16 protein-coding genes, 1 pseudogene and 1 riboswitch are annotated in these 20,619 nt (G+C 67.2%); of the genes and pseudogenes, 10 read left to right on the forward strand and 7 right to left on the reverse strand.

Translation table 11 applies throughout. From position 1 onward, the window contains the following. Positions 1-160: 160 nt before the first annotated feature. From FOE78_RS16945 to FOE78_RS16955, 3 genes are read right to left on the reverse strand one after another with little or no spacing between them, the layout of a single operon-like run. Positions 161-937 (reverse strand): energy-coupling factor transporter transmembrane component T family protein, encoded by a 777-nt coding sequence (locus tag FOE78_RS16945; protein WP_143987344.1) that lies wholly within the window; start codon positions 935-937, stop codon positions 161-163. Beyond that, the gene (locus FOE78_RS16950; RefSeq protein WP_143987345.1) at positions 937-2,463 is read right to left on the reverse strand and encodes an ABC transporter ATP-binding protein; all 1,527 of its coding nucleotides are present in this window, start codon (positions 2,461-2,463) and stop codon (positions 937-939) included. Before FOE78_RS16950 ends, FOE78_RS16945 begins: the two co-directional genes overlap by 1 nt. A 2-nt stretch (positions 2,464-2,465) precedes the next feature. After that, a complete protein-coding gene (locus FOE78_RS16955; RefSeq protein ID WP_210414633.1) occupies positions 2,466-3,101 on the reverse strand; it encodes an ECF transporter S component in 636 nt (211 codons plus the stop codon). Between the two features lie 8 nt (positions 3,102-3,109). Further along, positions 3,110-3,211: riboswitch (TPP riboswitch) on the reverse strand. Positions 3,212-3,390: 179 nt separating this feature from the next. Here FOE78_RS16955 and FOE78_RS16960 point away from each other — a divergent pair. Then, the gene (locus FOE78_RS16960) at positions 3,391-4,194 is read left to right on the forward strand and encodes a DedA family protein (protein WP_143987346.1); all 804 of its coding nucleotides are present in this window, start codon (positions 3,391-3,393) and stop codon (positions 4,192-4,194) included. 130 nt (positions 4,195-4,324) lie between these two features. Here FOE78_RS16960 and murQ read toward each other — a convergent pair whose 3' ends face one another. Beyond that, on the reverse strand, positions 4,325-5,242 hold the full coding sequence (murQ, locus tag FOE78_RS16965; RefSeq protein ID WP_143987347.1) for an N-acetylmuramic acid 6-phosphate etherase: 918 nt from the start codon (positions 5,240-5,242) through the stop codon (positions 4,325-4,327). A gap of 258 nt (positions 5,243-5,500) precedes the next feature. Beyond that, complete coding sequence (locus FOE78_RS16970) at positions 5,501-6,457, reverse strand: MurR/RpiR family transcriptional regulator (protein WP_143987348.1); 957 nt, start codon at positions 6,455-6,457, stop codon at positions 5,501-5,503. A 355-nt stretch (positions 6,458-6,812) separates the two neighbouring features. On the opposite strand from FOE78_RS16970, the gene FOE78_RS24440 reads away from it, so the two are divergent. The 8 genes and pseudogenes from FOE78_RS24440 (at position 6,813) to FOE78_RS17005 (ending at position 16,766) form a co-directional block, all read left to right on the forward strand. After that, positions 6,813-6,947 (forward strand): hypothetical protein, encoded by a 135-nt coding sequence (locus FOE78_RS24440; protein WP_266094978.1) that lies wholly within the window; start codon positions 6,813-6,815, stop codon positions 6,945-6,947. A 35-nt stretch (positions 6,948-6,982) separates the two neighbouring features. Then, positions 6,983-7,030 (forward strand): hypothetical protein, encoded by a 48-nt coding sequence (locus FOE78_RS24835; protein ID WP_407662664.1) that lies wholly within the window; start codon positions 6,983-6,985, stop codon positions 7,028-7,030. A gap of 62 nt (positions 7,031-7,092) precedes the next feature. Further along, positions 7,093-8,748, forward strand: coding sequence for a potassium-transporting ATPase subunit KdpA (kdpA, locus tag FOE78_RS16980; protein WP_143987349.1), 1,656 nt, complete (start codon positions 7,093-7,095; stop codon positions 8,746-8,748). A gap of 370 nt (positions 8,749-9,118) precedes the next feature. After that, positions 9,119-11,164, forward strand: coding sequence for a potassium-transporting ATPase subunit KdpB (gene kdpB, locus FOE78_RS16985; protein WP_210415038.1), 2,046 nt, complete (start codon positions 9,119-9,121; stop codon positions 11,162-11,164). Positions 11,165-11,187: 23 nt separating this feature from the next. Beyond that, positions 11,188-11,772, forward strand: a complete 585-nt coding sequence (gene kdpC / locus FOE78_RS16990; protein ID WP_143987350.1) for a potassium-transporting ATPase subunit KdpC — start codon at positions 11,188-11,190, stop codon at positions 11,770-11,772. Between the two features lie 111 nt (positions 11,773-11,883). Continuing rightward, a complete protein-coding gene (locus FOE78_RS16995; RefSeq protein ID WP_210414635.1) occupies positions 11,884-14,562 on the forward strand; it encodes an ATP-binding protein in 2,679 nt (892 codons plus the stop codon). 5 nt (positions 14,563-14,567) lie between these two features. Beyond that, positions 14,568-15,248, forward strand: a complete 681-nt coding sequence (locus tag FOE78_RS17000; RefSeq protein ID WP_407662665.1) for a response regulator — start codon at positions 14,568-14,570, stop codon at positions 15,246-15,248. Between the two features lie 254 nt (positions 15,249-15,502). Beyond that, positions 15,503-16,766, forward strand: a pseudogene (locus tag FOE78_RS17005) (IS30 family transposase). Positions 16,767-17,380: 614 nt separating this feature from the next. On the opposite strand, the gene FOE78_RS17010 reads toward FOE78_RS17005, so the two are convergent. Continuing rightward, positions 17,381-17,938, reverse strand: coding sequence for a YqgE/AlgH family protein (locus tag FOE78_RS17010; protein WP_323125694.1), 558 nt, complete (start codon positions 17,936-17,938; stop codon positions 17,381-17,383). 45 nt (positions 17,939-17,983) lie between these two features. Beyond that, a complete protein-coding gene (locus FOE78_RS17015; RefSeq protein WP_143987353.1) occupies positions 17,984-19,402 on the reverse strand; it encodes an NAD-dependent malic enzyme in 1,419 nt (472 codons plus the stop codon). Between the two features lie 208 nt (positions 19,403-19,610). Between FOE78_RS17015 and FOE78_RS17020 the strand changes: the two genes are divergently transcribed. Continuing rightward, positions 19,611-20,618: a LacI family DNA-binding transcriptional regulator gene (locus tag FOE78_RS17020; protein ID WP_143987354.1), complete on the forward strand. Its 1,008-nt coding sequence runs from the start codon at positions 19,611-19,613 to the stop codon at positions 20,616-20,618. The last annotated feature ends 1 nt before the right edge of the window (position 20,619 follow it).

The raw sequence follows: 20,619 nt of genomic DNA on the forward strand, positions 1-20,619 counted from the left end.
CGTGAAGCCGGTGATGGCACGGCACTCTCCTGCTGTCGATGAAATTGGCACCGACAGGACTATCCGGGCCGTGCGAACTACCGATGATCACGTGGTGACAAGATCACGACAGATCGCCGGACAACGGCCTCCGGCTGCTCCGCGCCCGTCGACACGTGCGTTACCCCTCGAGCAGGACGCCGGCAGCGACCGCGATCATCGCCGCGGCGAGGTAGCCGAGGGACACGACCCAATCGCGGACGCGCCATCGCGAGACCCGGGCCATCGTGCGCGGCACACCGGAGTCGAAGCCGCGCGAGTCCATCGCGGCCGAGAGCCGGGTGGCGCGACGGATTGCGGTGACCAAGATCATCGACAGCGTGGAGAAGGCCATCGGCACGGCCAGCAGCGGATTGCGCCCGATCAGACCTCGGGTCCGGCGGGCGGCGTAGGACTGCCGGAGATCGGTGAGCACCAGCGGCGCCAAACGCAGCGCAGCAAGGGATCCCATGGCCATCCGGGCCCGAGCGTGCCAGTGGGTGACGAGCGAGTCGGCGAGTTCGGTCGGGTCCAGTCGGGCGAACAGCACGATGCCGGGAATCGCCAGCACCAGCAGCCGCAGCGCAACGCTCCCGGCGGCGGCCAGGCCGTCCGTGGTCACCCAGATCGCACCTGCGTGCAGCAGGGTGGTTCCGCTGTGGATGTCGGTGAACAACAGATTGGCGACCATGATCCCGATCAACGCCAGCGCCAGCGGCCAGGCGCGCCACAGCCAGGCTCGCGGCGAGAGTCTGGCCAGAACGATCAAGGGCAGCTCCGCGATGATCATGATCGTCGCGGTGACGAAGGAGAAGGTGGCGATCATGGTCGCCGCGACGATGCCGACCAGCACCAGGGTGACCAACGGGTTCAGCGTCTGCAACGGCGTACGACGCTCGGCGGCCAGAGGACCGAACATCAGACCGCCACCTCGATTCCGTTCGGCTGCCGGTCGATGTCGGGCCGGCGCAACTCGACGGTCTGATCGGCCAGCGCCGCGGTGAGTAGTTGATCATGAGACACGAACAGCAACGCGATGCCGTCGGCGGCGAGCTCGGCGAACAACGTGGCCAGCGCGATCCAGGTCCGGCGATCCTGGCCGAAGGTCGGCTCGTCCAAGATCACCACCCGGGGCCGTCCGGCCAGTGCGGTGGCGACCGACAGCCGGCGCTTCTCTCCGCCGGACAGGGTGAACGGGTTCGCCTCGGCCAAGTTGGTCAGCCCGAGCCGCTGCATCAACTCGTCGGCCCGCTGCCGATAGACCGAGCGGCTGTGCCGCGGCCCGAGGGCGATCTCGTCGGCCACCCGGCCGGTCAGGAACTGATGCTCGGGGTTCTGGAAGACCGTTCCGATCCGCGCCGCCAGCTGTTCCGACGGCCAGCGCCGAATCGGCTTGGCCGCCTGCCGGGCGCGCAGGCCGGCCGACAGTTCGGCGGTCGGCGTCACGGCTCCGGTGTGCGGGGCGCTCAGACCGGACAGCATTCCGGCCAACGTCGACTTGCCGGAACCGTTCGCTCCGACCACGGCGGTCACCGAACCGGATCGCACCGTCACCTCGATCGGCTCGGGCAGCAGCGGACCGCCGTCGGTGTAGCGACGGCGAGGTGCCTCGACCCGCAGCAACGGTGTGCCGGTTGCCGGCCTCGTACCGGTCTCCGGCTTCCACGGAAGTTGATCATCGACCCAGACGCCGCCGGCGGCGAGTCGATCATGCTCTGCGGCCAGCACCTGGTCCGGAACCCCGTCGGCGATCACGCCGTCGACCGGGTCGATCACCACGACCCGATCGACCAGCGGCAGCACCGGCCGGATCCGGTGTTCGATGATGATCATGGTTGCCGAGCGATCGGCCGTGCTGCCGGCCAGCGCGGACAGCACCTGCGCGGCGCCGTCCGGATCGAGGTTGGCGGTCGGCTCGTCCAGCAACAGCAGTCGCGGCCGGAGGGCGAGCACACCCGCCAGCACCAGTCGTTGCCGCTCGCCGCCGGACAGTGCCTGGGTGGAGCGATCCAGGGCGTAGTCGAAGCCGACAGCGTGCAGCGCCCGGCGGACTCGGGGCCAGATCTCCGCTCGCGGTACGCCGGCGTTCTCCAGCCCGAACGCGACCTCGTCACCGCAGCGGCTCATCACCAGTTGGCTGTCGGGATCCTGGAAGACGATCCCGGTCCGCGACAGTCCGTGCCCGCCGGAGGCCGGCGTCGGCGCCGCACCGTCGACGCGTACGACCCCCTCGACGTCACCGGTCTCGCGATCGAGCAGCCCGGCGACGACATGCAGCAAGGTCGACTTGCCGGCTCCGGACGGGCCGAGCAGCAGCACCCGCTCTCCGGGCTCGATGCTCAGATCGACGTTGCGGATCGCCCACTGCTGTCGGATCAGGTGCCGATATCCGAAGCCCTGCAGGAGAATCCTGCTCGGACCACGGTCCGGATCGGGTACGGACATGATCATCCGCGGCGGGCCGGCAACGCACCGGAGGACCGCAAGGTGGCGTGCAACGCGATCGTGATCAGACCGCCGATGATCGCGGTGGACACGATCGCGGCGATGCCGTAGCTGATCTGCCATCGGATGGACCAGGTCGGGTAGTACAGGACGTTGTCCAGGATCGCCGGGGCCAGGCCCGCGGTGGCGCCCGCGATGAACGGGTTGATCCTGCGCCACATCCGATAGCGGAAGATCGCATACCCCAGCTCGGCGGCCAGACCCTGCGCCAACCCGTACACGATCGTCATGGCGCCGCTCCAGCCGCCGAAGATCGTCTCCACCAGCGAGCCGATCAGCTCTGCGAGCACGCCGGCACCGGCCTTGCGGGTGATGAACGGAGCGAGCACGCCGGGCACCAGCCAGACCCCGTAGAACAGCGCCCGGGCCGGCGGGAAAGCGGTGAACAGCGGCTCGATCACGCTGTAGAACGCGTTCCAGAAGAAGAAGATCACCCCGAACACGACGCCGATCGCGGCGGTGATCAGGATGTCGCTGGTTCGCCATCGGCCGAACGGTCGATCCTGCCCGGCGCGTGCTTGTTGATCTTGTACGGTCATCGCCTGCTCCTCGGTCGAGGACAGGTAGCGTCGCGTCACCGGCACCACGGTGGTCCCGGTCGACTCCCTTCGCTGGCATTACCCAGATCAGGTCTGAGGGTCTGCGGTTACCCGCACTCTCAGCGCTCTGCGCTCCCCTGTCGTTCTGAACAAATGGTCGTTCTGAACAAATGTTCGTACTGAACTGATGCTTCTTCATGCAGTTGTGGTGGCCCTTCGGGCAGCATCCGAACCTACCACCGTCGGCTCAGCTGCACCCGACGGGTCCTGAGCGGTTGATCCTCGGCAGGAAGCACGAGTACACCCGAGGACAGGTACCGTTGCTCGGGTGTCTGCAGCGGATCCGGAGTTCGACCCCGCGCCTTCGGTCGCGCCCGAACGGGTCGAGGCCGATCCGAACGACCCAACATCCGACACCGACAGCGCCGCCGACGCCGCCGAGGAGCCGCGGCAGAAGGAATGGTGGGAGGACGCCAAACTGCCGTGGAAGGGCAAGCCACGGCGCGAGGACATCCTGTGCTGGATCGGTTTCTCGCTGAGCGGAATCATCGGGCTGATCATGATCCCGCTGCGGCCGGTGCTGCTGGGCAGCGCGCCGCTGGCGCTGGTGGCGATCACCGGCTCCCGATCGGGTCTGGTCACCATCGGCGCGTTGTCGGCCGTCGGCCGCGCAGACTGGTGGTTGGTCGGGCTGATCCTCGGCATCGTCAGCTGCGTGAAGTGGGATCCGCTGTTCTGGTGGGCCGGGAAACTCTGGGGTCACGGGCTGATCGAACTGGTCGCCGGTCGCTCCAAGTGGGCGGCCCGAAACGCCGGCCGGGCCGAAGCGCTGGCACGGCGGTACGGCGTACCGGCGATCCTGCTCGCCTACGTCGTACCGCTGCCCGCGGCGGTGATCTACGCGACGCTCGGGATGGCCGGTATGCGGCTGCGGAAATTCCTGATCGTCGATCTGATCGGCTCGGCGATCATCTGCTCGCTGTGGATGTTCCTCGGCCATCAGCTCGGCCAGTCGGCGGTGAACGTCGTCGACCTGATCGCCCGCTACTCCGGCTACATCTCCATCGGCCTGCTGGTGCTGATCATCGGCCAGGCCGTCTGGCGCGCGAAGCGTCGCGCTGCGCGCGCCTGAATCAATCGCGCTGCGCGCGCCTGAGCAGATCGCGCTGCGCGCGCCTGAGCGAACAGCCGCACCCGATATGTGCCGCCGCTACCGGTATTTCGCGCGCGACAGAGGGTTTTGCGCGCGGCTTGAGCAGGGCTCAGTCGGTGAGGGCGGGGTGCTGTGAGCTCGGCAGGTCGATCGCCACGGCCAGCCGACCCGCAGCCGCCGCGAGTCGTTCCCGGGCGACGTCGGCCGTCTCGCTGCGCCGCAGCATCACCACCGCGGTCTTGACCTCGTAGTCGCACGATTCCAGCGCCCGTCGCGCGGTCGCCTCGTCGGTCTCGGCGATCAACGAGACCAGCCGGGTCGCCCGCATTCGCAGCTTGGCGTTGGTGGCCTGAACGTCGACCATCAGATTGCCGTAGGTGCGACCGGAGCGAACCATCAGCGCGGTCGAGATCATGTTCAGCACCTGCTTCTGGGCGCTGCCCGCCTTCAGCCGGGTCGAGCCGGTGAGCACCTCCGGCCCGGTGTCGACCTCGATCGCGTACGCCGCATGCCGGGACAACTCGGCGCCCGGGTTGCAGGACAGGGAAACGGTCAGCGCACCCAGCGCCCGGGAGCGGTCGAGCGCCCCGATCACGTACGGGGTACGTCCGCTGGCTGCCAGGCCGACCACCACGTCGGCGGGTCCGACTTCGCGCGCGTCGATGTCGCGTGCGCCAGCCACGGTGTCGTCCTCGGCACCCTCGACCGCGTCGACCAGGGCCGTTCGGCCGCCGGCAATCATTCCGACCACCCGCTCGGGATCGGTCTGGAAGGTGGGCGGACACTCCGCCGCGTCAAGGACGCCGAGCCGGCCGGACGTGCCGGCACCGACGTAGATCAGTCGACCGCCGGAGTTGAACAGCGGTTCCGCTGCGGCGATCGCCGAGGCGATCTGCGGCTGTGCGCGCCGGATCGCTTCCGGGACGGCGAAGTCGGCCTCGTTCATGGTCGCGACGATCTGCGTCGGCGTCATCTCGTCCAGCGCGGCCGAGGCGGGATTGACTCGCTCGGTACCGATCGCTTCCATCACCGCACACCTCGCCTCGTCCAGCGGGCTGGGCAGCTGTCATGTTGAGGATGCACCCAGACACGCCCGTCGTTGTCAGTTCTCACCCTGTCATTAAACATGCGATCGGTGCTGAACCGGCCGAAACGCCCAGATGTCGGGTCCCTGGTCCCGCCGCGGACGAAGCTGTGTCTCAGGTCGCTGCCCGCGGTTGATGATCACCTTGGGCGCGGTTGATCACCGCAGTTGATGATCAACTTCGTCGGTGATCAACAGCGATCAGTGCGTGCGACTGCTCAGGTGCCGGCTCTCGACCGCGGCGTAGCTGCTCTCGATCGCCTCCACCGACTCCTCGTAGGAGCGCTGCGCGACACCGGCGAAAATGCAATCCACCAAGGCGAGTTGGGCGATCCGGCTGGACATCGCGCCGGATCGGAAGGCCGCTTCGTGCGCGGCGGTGACCAGCAAGAGATCGCAGTGCTGGCTGATCGGCGAGTGATCGAAATTGGTCACCGCGATGGTGGTGGCACCGTGCCGTCGCGCCACCTTGAGCACGTCGATGGTGTCGGAGGTGGTGCCGCTGTGCGAGAACGCGAGGGCCACGTCGTCGGGTTTCAGCACGGCGGCCGCGGTCAACGCCAGATGCGAGTCGGGCCAGCTGAACGAGGTCAGCCCGATCCGATGCAGCTTGTGATGAAGATCCTGGGCGACCAGCCCGCTGGCCCCGGTACCGAAGACGTCGATCCTGCGGGCAGCCGCCAGCGTGTCCACCACCCGTTCCAGCATCTGCACGTCCAGCGCCCGGGCGGTGTCGGCAATCGCCCGCGAATCGGCGTACGCGATCTTGCTGACCACGTCGGACAACGAGTCGGTCTGACTGATCCGGCCGGTGATCGGAGCGCCGTTGTCCTGATCGGTCTCCTCCCACTGGGCGGCCCGGGCCAACGCGATCCGCAACTCGGGATAGCCGGCCAGACCGACAGCACGACAGAACCTCAACACCGTGGTCTCCGAGGTCTCGCAGAGCTTGGCCACGGTGGTGATCGAACTCTCCGACACCCCGGCCGGATCGTCGAGCACCGCCTGGGCAACGCGTTGCTCGGCCGGCCGCAAACTCGGCAGCGCTCGACGGATCTTGATCAAGACCGACAACGCCCGCACCGGACGCCGGCCGCCGCCCTCGTCCGCGGAATGATCACCCGTCGTGCTTCCCCGGTCATCGGCTGTCTGCGACATCGCCGTACTCCTCTCCCGTCCGAGCACACCTGGCGCGAACCGTCCGGCGTTCCATCACTGAGCCTATCGGCGTGTCGCGATCCCCGTCGGTACTTTGACGCCCGCGTCGAAGACGCACTCGAATCGGCCCGCGTCGAAGACGCGACCCGCCATGCTCCCTCGGGACACCCGGTACGCCTGCTGGGTCCGCGGCGTTGATCAAGAACCCGGCAAGAGCCGATCTTCGGCCGTCAAGAACCCGTCAAGAGCCGCGAGGTGCCCGACGCGGCGCGATTGTCTTGAGCCGACGGACCGCCGGTGCGTCGACTGTCGATCGAGAATCGGCAGCCAGCTGCCAGAGAAACCAGCACCCATCATGCTCGACCTGATCTACATCATCGGCACGCTCGGCTTCTTCGTGATCGCCGGACTGTTCGGCCGAGCCCTGGAACGAATCGGCGGCGACGATCACGCAGCCGAGAGCGGTTCTCGGGGAAGGAACACGCGGTGACCATCGAGAACCTGATCGGGTTCGCCATCGCACTGGTGCTGCTGGCCTACCTGATCTTCAGCCTGCTCCACCCCGACCGCTGACCGACGCTTCTTGATCAATCTGCGAACGCTCTTGATCAACTTCACGATTCGACAGGTGATCCATGTCTGACCTGATGCCCGGACTGCTCCAGCTGGCCATGTTGCTGGTGCTGGTCGGCGGGAGCTATCTGTTGCTGGGCTCGTACATGGCCCGGGCTTACAGTTCGCCACGGCATCTGGCGGTGGAGAAGTTGATCTACCGTACGCTGCGGATCGATCCCGACGGTGATCAACGCTGGGGCGTCTACTACGCGTCCGTACTGGGCTTCTCCGCCGCCGGAGTCCTGTTCCTGTACGGGCTGCTGCGGCTGCAAGGACTGCTGCCGTTGAGCAACAACACCCCGGGCTTCGATCCGGCACTGGCGTGGAACACGGCGGTGTCCTTCGTCACCAACACCAATTGGCAGGCCTACCCCGGCGAAAATCTGGGATACCTGGCCCAGATGGCCGGCCTGGCCGTCCAGAATTTCGCGTCAGCGGCGGTCGGCATGTGCGTTGCGGTGGCGCTGATTCGCGGGCTGGCCCGATCACGTACCGACCGGCTCGGAAACTTCTGGACCGACCTGGTCCGCAGCGTGATCAGGATCCTGCTGCCGATCTCGATCGTGGTCGCGGTGATGTTGATCTTGACGGGGGTGGTGCAGAACTTCGCCGGACCCGAGACCGTGCACACGCTGGCCGGCGGCAGTCAGACCCTTCCCGGCGGCCCTGTCGCCTCTCAGGAGGTGATCAAACAGCTCGGCACCAACGGCGGCGGCTTCTACAACGCCAACAGCGCGCATCCGTTCGAGAATCCCAACCCGGTCAGCAATCTGATCGAGATCGCGCTGATGTTGATCATCCCGGTCGGTCTGGCCAGGACGTACGGGCTGCTGGTCGGCAGACCGGCCAACGGTCATGCGGTGCTGGCGTTCATGGGCGTGCTCTGGCTGGCCGGACTGGTGATCATGTGGATCGCCGAGTCGGCCCACGGCGGAATCGCGGCCGGAGCCGCCGGTGCCGCCATGGAGGGGAAGGAGGTTCGATTCGGGATCGCCGGATCCGTGCTCTACAACAACACCTCCACCGGCACCTCGAGCGGCCCGGTCAACGCGATGGGCGGCAGTTTCACCGCCCTCGGCGGCGGCATGATGATGTTGAACATGATGCTCGGCGAGGTCTCACCGGGCGGCACCGGCTCCGGTCTGTACGGAGCTCTGTTGATGGCGATCATGGCCGTCTTCCTGGCCGGCTTGATGATCGGGCGGACGCCGGAGTTCCTCGGCAAGCGGATCGGCCGCCGGGAGATCAGCTATGTCGCCCTCTACACCCTGGCGATGCCGGCCATCCTGCTGGTCGGGGCGGCCGTCGCATCGATCAACCCGGCCGCGCTGGCCTCGCGTAACAACTCGGGATCGTCCGGCCTCAGCGAGATCCTGTACGCGTTCGCCTCGGCCTCCAACAACAACGGCTCCGCCTTCGCCGGGCTGAGCGCGAACACCTACTTCTACAACACCATGCTCGGCTTCTGCATGCTGATCGGTCGCTTCATCCTGATCGGTCTGGTGCTCGCACTGGCCGGCTCGTTGGCCGGTCAGGTCAGGCGGCCGGTCTCCGGCAGTCTGCCCACCCACACGCCGCTGTTCGTCGGCCTGCACGTCTTCACCGCCTTGATCGTCGCCGGCCTGACCTTCTTCCCCGCCCTGGCCCTCGGTCCGATCGCGAGTGCGGTCTCATGATCACCGAACCCGGACCCTCCCCGTCCCCTCGCCCCTCGCCAACCTTCCAGCACGATCCGCAGTCTGACCCGCGATCCGACACCGGCGGCCCAATTCCCAGCACGAGCCGGATTCTGGCCGCCCCAACCAACCCCGTACCAGGAAATTTCCAGCACGAGCTGGATTTTCCGACCCCAAACCGGCCAACCACCCCAGAAAATCCCCCACGAGCTGGATTCTCCGACCCCGACCCCGCCACCCACCCCAGAAAATCCAACCCGAGCGGGAAATTCCGAGGGTGGCGGGCGACCCGGACTCGGCGCCGACCAGACCAAGATCAATTTCGGAGTATGACGTGACCACAACCCTGACCAGGCCGGAGACCGAGCACCTGCCGCATCGGCACACGCGTCCCCCGGCGACGTTCGGCCCACGACAGCTGGTCCGCAACCTTCCCGCGGCTGCGCGCAAACTCGACCCGCGGACCATGATCAAGAACCCGGTGATGTTCGTGGTCGAGGTCGGCGCCGCGGTCAGCAGCGCGTTCACGGTCGCCCACTCCAGCCTGTTCGGCTGGCTCGTGGTTGGCTGGCTCTGGTTCACGGTGATCTTCGCCAACCTTGCCGAGGCGGTCGCCGAAGGGCGAGGCAAGGCGCAGGCCGACACGCTGCGAGCGACCACCAGCGAGACGCTGGCCAGACGGCTGAGCGGCGACGTCGAGCAACGGGTTCCGTCCTCCGAGCTGAAGATCGGCGACCGGGTGGTGGTCGAGGCCGGCCAGTTGATCCCGGCGGACGGTGACGTCGTCGAGGGTGTTGCCAGCGTTGACGAGTCGGCGATCACCGGGGAATCGGCGCCGGTGATCCGCGAGTCCGGCGGTGACCGATCCGCGGTCACCGGAGGAACTACCGTGTTGTCGGATCGGATCGTGGTCAAGATCACCGCCGAGCCCGGCTCCGGTTTCGTCGACCGGATGATCGCCATGGTGGAAGGCGCGGCTCGACAGAAGACGCCAAACGAGATCGCGCTGAACATCTTGTTGGCCTCGCTGACGATCGTGTTCCTGCTGGCTGTGGTGACGCTGCAGCCGTTCGCCGTCTACTCCGGCCAGGCACAACCCGTGATTGTGTTGATCGCGCTGCTGGTCTGCCTGATCCCGACCACCATCGGTGCGCTGCTGTCCTCGGTCGGCATCGCCGGCATGGACCGGCTCGTCCAGCACAACGTGTTGGCCACCTCCGGCCGGGCGGTCGAAGCAGCGGGTGATGTGAACACCCTGCTGCTGGACAAGACCGGCACGATCACGTTCGGCAACCGGCGTGCGGTCGCGCTGTATCCGGCAGCAGGCGTCAGCATCGAACGGCTGGCCGACGCCGTGCAGCTGTCCAGCCTGGCCGACGAGACGCCCGAGGGACGTTCGATCATCGATCTGGTTCGGGATCGGTACGCGCTGCCGGACCGATCCGCCGACGCGTTGCCGGCCGCAGAGTTCATCGGGTTCAGTGCCCAGACCCGGATGAGCGGCGTCGATCTTCCCGACGGTCGCCGCATTCGCAAGGGAGCGCCGAGCTCGTTGCGCGCCTGGGCAACCGAGTCCGGAGCGACGGGCACGTCCACGATCGGCGACACGGTCGCGACCGTCTCGGCCAAGGGCGGTACGCCGCTCGCCGTCGGCGTCGCACAGGACAACCGCGCCGAGGTGCTCGGGGTGATCGAGCTCGCCGACGTCCTCAAGCCCGGGATGGCCGAACGCTTCGCGGAGCTGCGTCGGATGGGTATTCGTACGGTGATGATCACCGGCGACAACCCGATCACCGCCAAGGCGATCGCCGAGGAAGCCGGCGTGGACGACTACCTGGCCGAGGCAACCCCGGAGGACAAGCTGGAGTTGATCAAAAACGCGCAGCGGGGCGGGCAACTCGTCGCGATGACCGGAGACGGCACCAACGACGCCCCGGCACTGGCTCAGGCCGACGTCGGCGTCGCGATGAACACCGCAACCGCCGCGGCCAAGGAGGCGGGCAACATGGTCGACCTGGATTCGGACCCGACCAAGTTGATCGACATCGTCGCGATCGGCAAGCAGTTGTTGATCACCCGCGGTGCACTGACCACGTTCTCGATCGCGAACGACGTGGCCAAGTACTTCGCGATCATCCCCGCCATGTTCATGACGATCTATCCCGGCCTGCAGGCGTTGAACATCATGCGTCTCTCCTCACCCACGTCGGCGATTTTGTCCGCGGTGATCTTCAACGCGTTGATCATCATCGCGCTGATTCCGTTGTCCTTGCGGGGAGTCCGCTACCGGCCGCTGGCGCCGGCGGCCATGCTCCGACGCAACGTGTTGATCTTCGGCGTCGGCGGACTGATCGTGCCGTTCATCGGGATCAAGATCATCGACCTGCTGGTCTCACTCATTCCCGGCATCGGCTGATCTCGTACCGAAAGGAACTCACCATGTCCCAGTTGTTGCGGCAGAGCCTGGCCGGGTTGAAGGTGCTGATCGCGTTCACAATCGTCCTCGGCCTGGCCTATCCACTGCTGATCACCGGCATCGGAAAGGTCGTTGCACCCGGCCAGGCTGACGGTTCCCCAATCACCGTGCAGGACAAGGTCGTCGGCTCCTCGCTGATCGGTCAGCCGTTCGGCGGCAAGCAGTGGTTCTGGTCGCGCCCCTCGTTGGCCGGCGATGGCTACGATTCCATGAGCAGCGGCGGGAGCAACCTGGCTGCCAACAGTCCCCAGCTGGCGACGACGATCCAACTGCGCCGAGCCCAGATCGCCAAGGCCAACCGAGTCCGTCCCGATCAGGTGCCGCCCGATGCCGTGACCGCCTCCGGCAGCGGTCTCGATCCCGACATCTCGCCTGCCTACGCCGCCATCCAGGTCGGCCGCGTCGCCGCCGCCCGCGGGTTGAGCCCCGCCCAGGTCCGCGAGTTGGTCGCCGAGCACACTCAGGGCCGCACGCTGGGTTTCCTCGGTGAGCCGCGGGTCAACGTCCTGGAGCTGAACGCCGCCCTGGCCGCCGTCGGCGGCCGATGATCACAAGAATCCTGCTCCAGTGCGGCTCGCCGGCCCCGAACAGCCCACCGCAACGTAACTGGCGCAGCATTCTTGTACCTGCGCAACAGTCAGGAGGTGAAGATGGTGGGCATGAACGGCAGCGTGGGCCGACGGGGCGTGCTGCGCGTCTACCTCGGCGCCGCGCCCGGCGTCGGCAAGACGTACGCGATGTTGTCGGAGGCCAGGCGGCGGCAGGCCCGGGGCACGGACGTGGTTGTCGGGATCGCCGAGACGCACGGCCGCGCCCACACCGCCGAACTGCTGGAGGGGCTCGAGCTCGCCCCGCGCCGCACCGTCGAGTATCGCGGCGCGACCGGCTACGAGTTGGACCTGGACTGGCTGCTGCACCGCAAACCGCAGGTGGCGTTGGTGGACGAGCTGGCACACACCAATCTCGGCGCCGACACGGAGAACACCAGCCGCCTGTCCGGGCCGAGCGCGGCGCTTGAGGTACACCGCAAACGCTGGCAGGACGTCAGCTCCCTGCTGGACGCCGGCATCGACGTCATCTCGACCGTGAACGTCCAGCACCTCGAATCACTGAACGACGTGGTGGCCGAGATCACCGGGATCCGCCAGCAGGAAACGATTCCGGACGACATCGTCCGCAGCGCGGACCAGATCGAACTGGTCGACATGGCGCCGGAAGCGCTGCGCAAGCGACTCGGACACGGCAACGTCTACCCGCGGGAGCGGGTCGACACGGCCCTGTCGAACTACTTCCGCGTGGGCAACCTGAGCGCGCTGCGCGAACTCGCCTTGCTCTGGTTGGCCGACCGGGTGGACGCGGGCCTGGCCGACTACCGAGCACGGCACGGCATCGACCGCCCCTGGCCCGCGCGCGAGCGAGTGGTGGTCGCACTGGCCGGCGGACCGGAGGGCGAGACCCTGCTGCGCCGGGGGGCCCGGATCGCCCAGCGCGGCGTCGGCGGCGAGTTGATGGCAGTGCACGTCGCCCGCGGCGACGGTCTGGTCGCCCGGCAGGCCGGAAACCTGGAAGCCCAACGAGCACTGGCCGAACGGCTGGGCGGCTCGTTCCATCGGATCATCGGCGACAACATCGCCGAGGCGATCACCGAGTTCGCTCGCGGTGCGAACGCGACCTTGATCGTGATCGGGGCGAGCAGCAAGCGGCCGTGGCAGTCGCTGTTCGTCGGCAGCGTCAGCAACGCGGTGGTGACCGGAGCCGGCGAGGCGATCGACGTGCACGTGGTCACCCATGAACGGGCCCGGCGCGGCAGTCTGCCCCGACGCCGGGATTTGCTCAGCCGCCGTCGCCGAGTGCTCGGCTGGATTGCGGCCGCGGCCGCACCGGCGATCCTGGTCGGTCTGCAGAGTCTGAGCCTGACCTCCGCCGGGCTGACCACCAACGCGATGCTGACGATCGCGATCACCGTGGGCGTCGCGCTGCTCGGCGGTCTGTGGCCCGCGATCGCCGCTGCCCTGTGGGGATCGTTGCTGCTGAACTGGTTCCTGACGCCGCCGCTGCACAAGATCACCATCGCCAGCCCGGAGAACGCGCTGGCACTGGTGATCACCGTGATGGTGGGCGCCGCGGTCGCGTCGGTGGTGGACATGGCTGCCCGACGCAGCCAGCAGGCACGACGAGCCGGGGCGGACGCGGAGATCCTGTCGGTGCTGGCCGGCAGTGTGGTCCGCGGCCGGGACACCGTGGATGCGGTCCTTGATCAACTTCGTACCACGTTCGGGATGGAGTCGGTCTCGTTGCTGGAACGCGACGACGAACGCTCCGGCTGGCGACGGGTGCAGCATGCCGGCGAGCCTGCGTGTGACACGCCGCAGCAGGGCGACACCGAGGTCCGGGTGACGCCGACCCTCACCTTGGTGTTGCGCGGACCGGACCTGGACGGCGGATCCCGGCGAGTGCTGGAGGCGTTCGCGGCCCAGGCGACTGTCCTGCTGGAGACCGAACGGCTGCGGCATCGGGCCGAGGAGGCGCGACGACTGGAGGCCGGCGACGCGATGCGGCGTACGCTGCTGGCCGCGGTCTCCCACGATCTTCGTACGCCGCTGGCTTCGATCAAGGCGAGTGTCACCAGTCTGCAGCAACACGACGTCGACTTCAGCGCCGAGGATCGCGAGCAACTGGTGGCGATGGTGCACGATGCCACCGTGCAGCTGGAACGTCTAGTGGACAACCTGTTGGACATCTCCCGGCTGCAGTCGGGTACGGCGCGGCCGCGGTCGCTGCCGACCGGCATCGACGAGGTGGTCTGGCCGGCGATCGCGACGGTGTCGCCGGGTCGGATCCGGGTGGAGGTGGACGAGACGTTGCCGTTGATCATGACCGATCCCGGGTTGTTGGAGCGCGCCCTCGGCAACGTGGTGGAAAACGCGAACCGGTACGCACCCGCCGATTCCATGATCACCATCACCGCCCTGCCGACGCTGACCGAGTCCGAGCGGACCATGATCGAGATCCGCGTCGTCGATCATGGTCCGGGCGTGCCGGACGAGGCGAAGGAGCGGATGTTCGACTCGTTCCAGCAGGTCGGCGATCGGCGCCGGGCCGGCGGCCTGGGGCTCGGCCTCGCCGTCGCCCGCGGCTTCACCGAGGCGGTCGGTGGCACGCTGCGCGCCGAGGACACACCCGGCGGCGGACTCACCATGATCATCACCGTCCCCGCCCAACCCCTCACGGGGCCTGAGCCCGTCGAAGGACCGATAACCCAACCCCACAAGCGTCCTGAGCCTGTCGACGAACCGGGAACACAACCGTCGATGTCCACCGGTGGGGAGACGCGATGAGCACGCTGACGGCCCTGGTGGTGGACGACGAGCCGGCCCTGGTGAAGGCGCTCTCGATCAATCTGCGCGCCCGACACTGGGAAGTGATCACCGCCGCGGACGGGGCGGGCGCGCTGGAGGCGGTGGCCAAGCGGCGGATCGATGTGGTGGTGCTCGATCTCGGCCTTCCCGATCTTGACGGCATCCAGGTGATCGAGGGCATCCGCGGCTGGTCGAAGGTGCCGATCATCGTGTTGTCGGCACGCCACGATTCGGACGAGAAGGTGGCCGCGCTGGACGCCGGCGCCGACGACTACGTGACCAAACCATTCGGGATGGACGAGTTGCTGGCGCGGCTGCGAGCCATGGTTCGCCGGGCCCAACCGAGCGCCGACGGCGACGACTCGCCGTTGATCGAGGCCGGCTCCTTGATCATCGACCTGTCCCGGAAGAAGGTCAGTCGGGACGGCATCGACGTACGACTGACCCCGACCGAATGGCATCTGCTCGAGGTCCTGGTCCGCAACCGCGGCCGGCTGGTCTCGCCGCAGCAGCTGCTCGGCGAGGTCTGGGGTCCCGGCTATCGCACCGAGACCAACTATCTACGCGTCTACTCCGCCCAGCTCCGCCGCAAACTGGAGCACGACCCGTCACACCCGAAACACCTGATCACCGAACCCGGCATGGGCTACCGCTTCGAACTCTGATCATGAAGCCACTCGGGCGGAAACTGCCGCCCGATCGGGCTACCGCGGCCCAAACGAGCGGAGTTCCGGCGGCCGGTTTCGGGCGGTCACTTTCCAGCACGTGCGGGGTTCTGAGCCGTCCCGGGCCCTGATCACGCGGGAATTTCCAGCACGTGCGGGGTTTTCGGGGTCTGGACGGGCTGTCGGGGCCGAAATTTCCAGCACATGTGGGTTTTTCGGCGAGCGGATTCAAGGCCGTGACGCAACACGCGTCCTTGGAGGTCGTGTTGCGTAACGCTCAGGTACGTATCGAGTTTTGGCATTTGATCCGAGCTGGAGTTCTCCCTGACGAGGCTGGTCGGCGTGTCGGGCTGGGGAAGCTCAGCGGCCGGCGGTGGTTCCGCGAATCTGGCGGCATGGTGCCGTGCAATTTGCTCAAGGCGAAGACCGGCCGCTATCTGTCGGGCCGAGGAACGTGATCAACTGGCAGGCCTGCTCCAGGACCAGACGAAGTCGCTGCGCGACATCGCCAAGATCCTGGGCCGGTCACCATCAACGATCAGCCGGGAGCTGCGACGGAATCGGTCCGACACCCGTAGCCCTGCGGCGCATCCGGCCCGGCAACCGGGTCAGCCCACCGGCCGACGCGGCCGGATCCTCAAGCGCCACAACTACCAGCCACTGAGGGCTCAACGGCTGGCCGAGGCGCGACGACGAGAACAAGCCCCGGCCAGCAAACTAACCCGCATCCCCCGGTTGCATGCCGAGGTGCAGCGACGGCTGGAACTGGATCACTCACCCGAGCAGATCAGCAATTGCCTGAAGACCGAGTTCGCCGATGATGGACAGATGCAGATCAGCACCGAGTCGATCTACCGATCCCTTTACGTGCAAGGAAAAGGCGAGCTAAACCGCGAACTCACCCGCCACCTGCGCACCGGTCGGGCCCTGCGTAAACCCCGCCGCCGCAGCGACCAGCGCCGCGGCCGGATCCCGAACATGATCAACATCCGCGAACGACCCGCCGAGATCGCCGACCGGGCTGTGCCCGGCCATTGGGAAGGCGACTTGATCATCGGCAAGGACAGCGCCTCAGCGATCGGCACCCTGGTCGAACGAACCTCCGGATTCGTAATGCTGCTCCACCTGCCCCACAGCCACACAGCCGACGCCGTCGAACAAGCCATGATCACCGCGATCAGTCAGCTCCCCAAGACCCTGGCCAAGACTCTCACCTGGGACCAGGGCAAGGAGATGGCCAACCATGCCCGGATCGCTGACGCGACCGGCCTGAGCATCTACTTCTGCGACCCCCACTCACCCTGGCAGCGCGGCACCAACGAAAACACCAACGGCCTGCTACGACAGTACTTCCCCAAAGGCACCGACCTGTCCGGCTACCACCCCGACTACCTCGACTGGGTCGCCACCCGACTCAACAACCGACCCCGCAAACGTCACGGATGGAAGACCCCCGCCCAAGCTCTGGACCAGCTACTGTCGAACCCACCAACCATCAGTGTTGCGACACCAGCTTGAATCCGCCGCCATGGAACGGTGCGTCGGGTCGGATTTTCCGGCACGTGTGGGGTTTTCGGACCATGGAACGGTGCGTTGGGTCGGAATTTCCAGCACGTGCGGGGTTTTGGCGGTCGGGTCAGGCCCCGGCGATCACTTTCCAGCACGTGCAGGGTTCTGAGGCGTCCCGGCCCCGATCACGCGGGAATTTCCAGCACGTGCGGGGTTTTGGCGGTCGGGTCAGGGCCCCGGCGATCACTTTCCAGCACGTGCACGGTTCTGAACCATCCCGCGGCCGATCATGCAGGAATTTCAGCACGTGCGGACTCTGGCGGGCCCGGGCCGCGGGCGACCACTTTCCCGCACGTGCTGGAAAGTGAACGAGGACAACAAGCCCGGCAGCGGCCAATGCGACAGGAACCGACCGGTAACTTGATCTTGAAACCCGGCCACCCGAACGCAACCTACGCACGCCCGTCGAGCGCCCCAGCGCGAGACCGGTGCCGCAGCGCAGCGGAGGCGCCGCGGCGACGCAACTGTGGAGGTGCCCACGCCCGGGGGTCCGGGGGTCGTCCCCCCGGAACGAAACGTACAGCACCCAGAATTGCGGCAGCAGCACCCAAAACGGACGTAACTTAATTGAGCTCCGGATCTTCAGTCCAGGTTGAGAAGTAGGACAGTTCATCGGGCTGGCGGCGGAGCACCGTACGCCAGAGGTTGAGCGGGCGGGCGGAGAAGACGTCGCTGTAGGTGGCCGCGAGGACATGCCAGGTGCCTTCGGCGATCTCTTCCTCCAGTTGACCCGGCGACCAGCCGGCGTAGCCGGCGAAGATCCGCAGGTCGCGGTAGGCGCCGCGGACGATCTCGACCGGGGTGTCCAAGTGCAGCAGGCCCACCCGTTCGAACATCCTGCGCCAGCCGGGCGGTTCCTCCTTCGGATCGGCCACGCTGGCCAGGCAGATCGCGCCGTTGGGTGATACCGGTCCGCCGTGGAAGAGGTACTTCGGCTCGGACACCACCGGCAACCAGTCCGGCAGCACGGCGTCGAGTGGCGTCTGGGAGATCTCGTTCAAGATCACTCCGAGTGCCCCGTCGGCGTCGGAGTCCAAGATCAACACCACCGACTGGTTGAAGATACCGTCGGTGAGCAGCACACTCGCGACCAGCAGCGAGCCGGCCTTGGGCCCCGGCACGTTCAAAGGCGCAACTCCCTCATCTCGACGCGGTGCGTTCCGGCGCTACTCGACCTCGGTGTCCTTGGGCAGTTCGGCCGGTCCACCGGCGGCGGTCCGGACAGCGGCCGCCACCGCGGTGTGTACGTCGGAGTGGAAGACGCTCGGCGTGATGTAGGCGGCGTTCAGCTCGTCGTCGCTGACCACGCCGGCCAACGCGTGCGCGGCCGCGACCAGCATCGGCGTGGTGACCTCGTTCGACTGGGCGTCCAGCAGGCCGCGGAAGACCCCCGGGAAGGCCAGCACATTGTTGATCTGGTTGGGAAAATCGGAGCGTCCGGTCGCCACCACGGCCGCGTACTGGCTGGCCTCGGCCGGGTCGACCTCCGGATCCGGATTGGCCAGCGCGAACACGATCGCCTGATCAGCCATCCGGGACACGTCCTCGCCGGTCAGCACGTCCGGTGCCGAGACGCCGATGAAGACGTCGGCATCGACCACGGCTTCCTTCAGCGTGCCGGTCATCCCGATCTTGTTGGTGTGCTCGGCCACCCAGGCCAGCTCGCCCTCGATCCCCGGCCGGCCGGTGTGCACCACGCCGTCGATGTCGGAGACCACGAGATTCTGCGCCCCCGCGGCCAGCAACAGATGGATGATCGCGGTGCCGGCCGCACCGGCTCCGGACATCACGATCCGTACGTCCTCGATCCGCTTGCCCACCACTCGCAGCGCGTTGATCAAGGCCGCCAGCACCACGATCGCGGTGCCGTGTTGATCATCGTGGAAGACCGGAATGTCGAGCTGTTCTCTCAACCTGGCTTCGATTTCGAAGCACCGGGGCGCCGAGATGTCCTCCAGATTGATGCCGGCGAATCCCGGCGCCACCGACCGCACCACGGTGATGATCTCTTCCACGTCCTGGGTGTCCAGGCACAGCGGCCAGGCGTCGATGTCGGCAAATCGCTTGAAGAGCGCGGCCTTGCCTTCCATCACCGGCAGCGCCGCGTACGGGCCGACGTTGCCCAGGCCCAGCACCGCCGAGCCGTCGGTGATCACCGCAACGCTGTTGCGCTTGATCGTCAGCCGGCGGGCGTCCTCGGGGTTCTTCGCGATCGCCGACGACACCCGCGCGACACCGGGGGTGTAGATCATCGAAAGATCATCACGGTTACGGATCGGGCGCTTGGAGTTCATCGCGATCTTGCCGCCGATGTGTGCCAGGAACGTTCGATCACTGACCTTGCCGATCACCACGCCCGGCACCGTGCGCATCACCTCGACGAGCTCGTCGGCGTGATCGGTGTCCCGGGCCGCGCAGGTGACGTCGATGCGCAATCGCTCGTGGCCCGATGCCGTGACGTCGAGCGCGGTGACGCTGCCGCCGGCCTGTTCGACGGCGGTCGTCAGCCCGCTGACCGAGGCGCCACCGGCAGGCATCTCGAGTCGTACGGTGATGGAGTAGGAAACCGACGGGAGTGCGCTCACTCGGCGATCTTCCCACAATCGGTGCCCGATTTCGCCGAACGTTGTGTGCGTGCTGCGCGCCGATCCGATCGGTGTTCCGGTCCGGTGCTGCCGCCCGGTTCAGCGCCGGGACTGATCATGATCGGCTGTCGCAGCTGCATGCCCCGACGACGTTGTGGGGCTATGGTGACTCCAGTTTTCGACGCCGGAGAGGAAGGGTGCTGGCGCCATGGCACGGGTGACCATCGATGATCTTGCAGCCCGACTCGGGCTCTCCCGCGCGTCTGTGTCGTACGCTCTCAACGGCCGGCCCGGTGTCGGCGAGCAGACCCGGTCGCGGGTGCTGGCGTTGGCGATGGAGCTCGGTTGGCAACCCAGTGTCAGCGCCCGTTCCTTGTCGCGGTCGCGTTCTGACGCGTACGGCCTGGTGATCAAGCGGCGGCCCGAGGAACTGGGTTCGGAGCCGTACTACATGGCGTTGCTGTCCGGGATCGAGTCGGCGCTGTCCGAGGCCGGGGCGAGTCTGATGCTGCGCTTCGTCACCGATCGGGAGACCGAATCTGCCGTTTATCGCCAGTGGAGCGCGGAACGCCGGGTGGACGGCGTCATCCTGACCGATCTTCGCCAGCACGATCCGCGGCCGAGGCTGCTGGACGAGTTGTCGCTGCCCTACCTGGTCCACGGCGCACGATGGGAGAGCGAAGGCTGGCAGTTCGCGCAGTCCGACGATGCGGCCTTGCTGGTGGCGCATCTGGCCGGTCTCGGTCACACCCGGATCGCTCATGTCAGTGGTCCGGCAGAGCTGCAGCACGAGACCGAGCGACGTACGGCAGTGGCCGAAGTCGCCGCCCAGCAAGGGATTCGTACGATCACCGTGGAGGGCGATTACTCCGTCGACGGGGCCGAAACGGTCACCCGCGACCTGTTGCGGCGCCGCGGGCAGCCGACCGCGATCATCTACTCCAATGATCTGATGGCGATCGGCGGGATGGTCGAACTGCGGGCCGCCGGCCGGGTCGACATCGCGATGGTGTCCTGGGACGAATCGCTGCTGTGCCAGACGGCGATCCCCGGAATCACTGCCCTGCAACGAGATCCGTACCATGCCGGCCGGAACACCGCGAGCCAACTCATCCGACGCGCGCACGCCGAAGCCGGCGCCGAGGTGCCCGACCTGACGCCGGTCCGCAGCCGCTTGATCATCCGAGATTCGAGCTGCCCGCCCTGCCGTCAGTGAC

The sequence above is a fragment of the Microlunatus elymi genome (genome assembly GCF_007362775.1).
GTDB lineage: Bacteria > Actinomycetota > Actinomycetes > Propionibacteriales > Propionibacteriaceae > Microlunatus > Microlunatus elymi.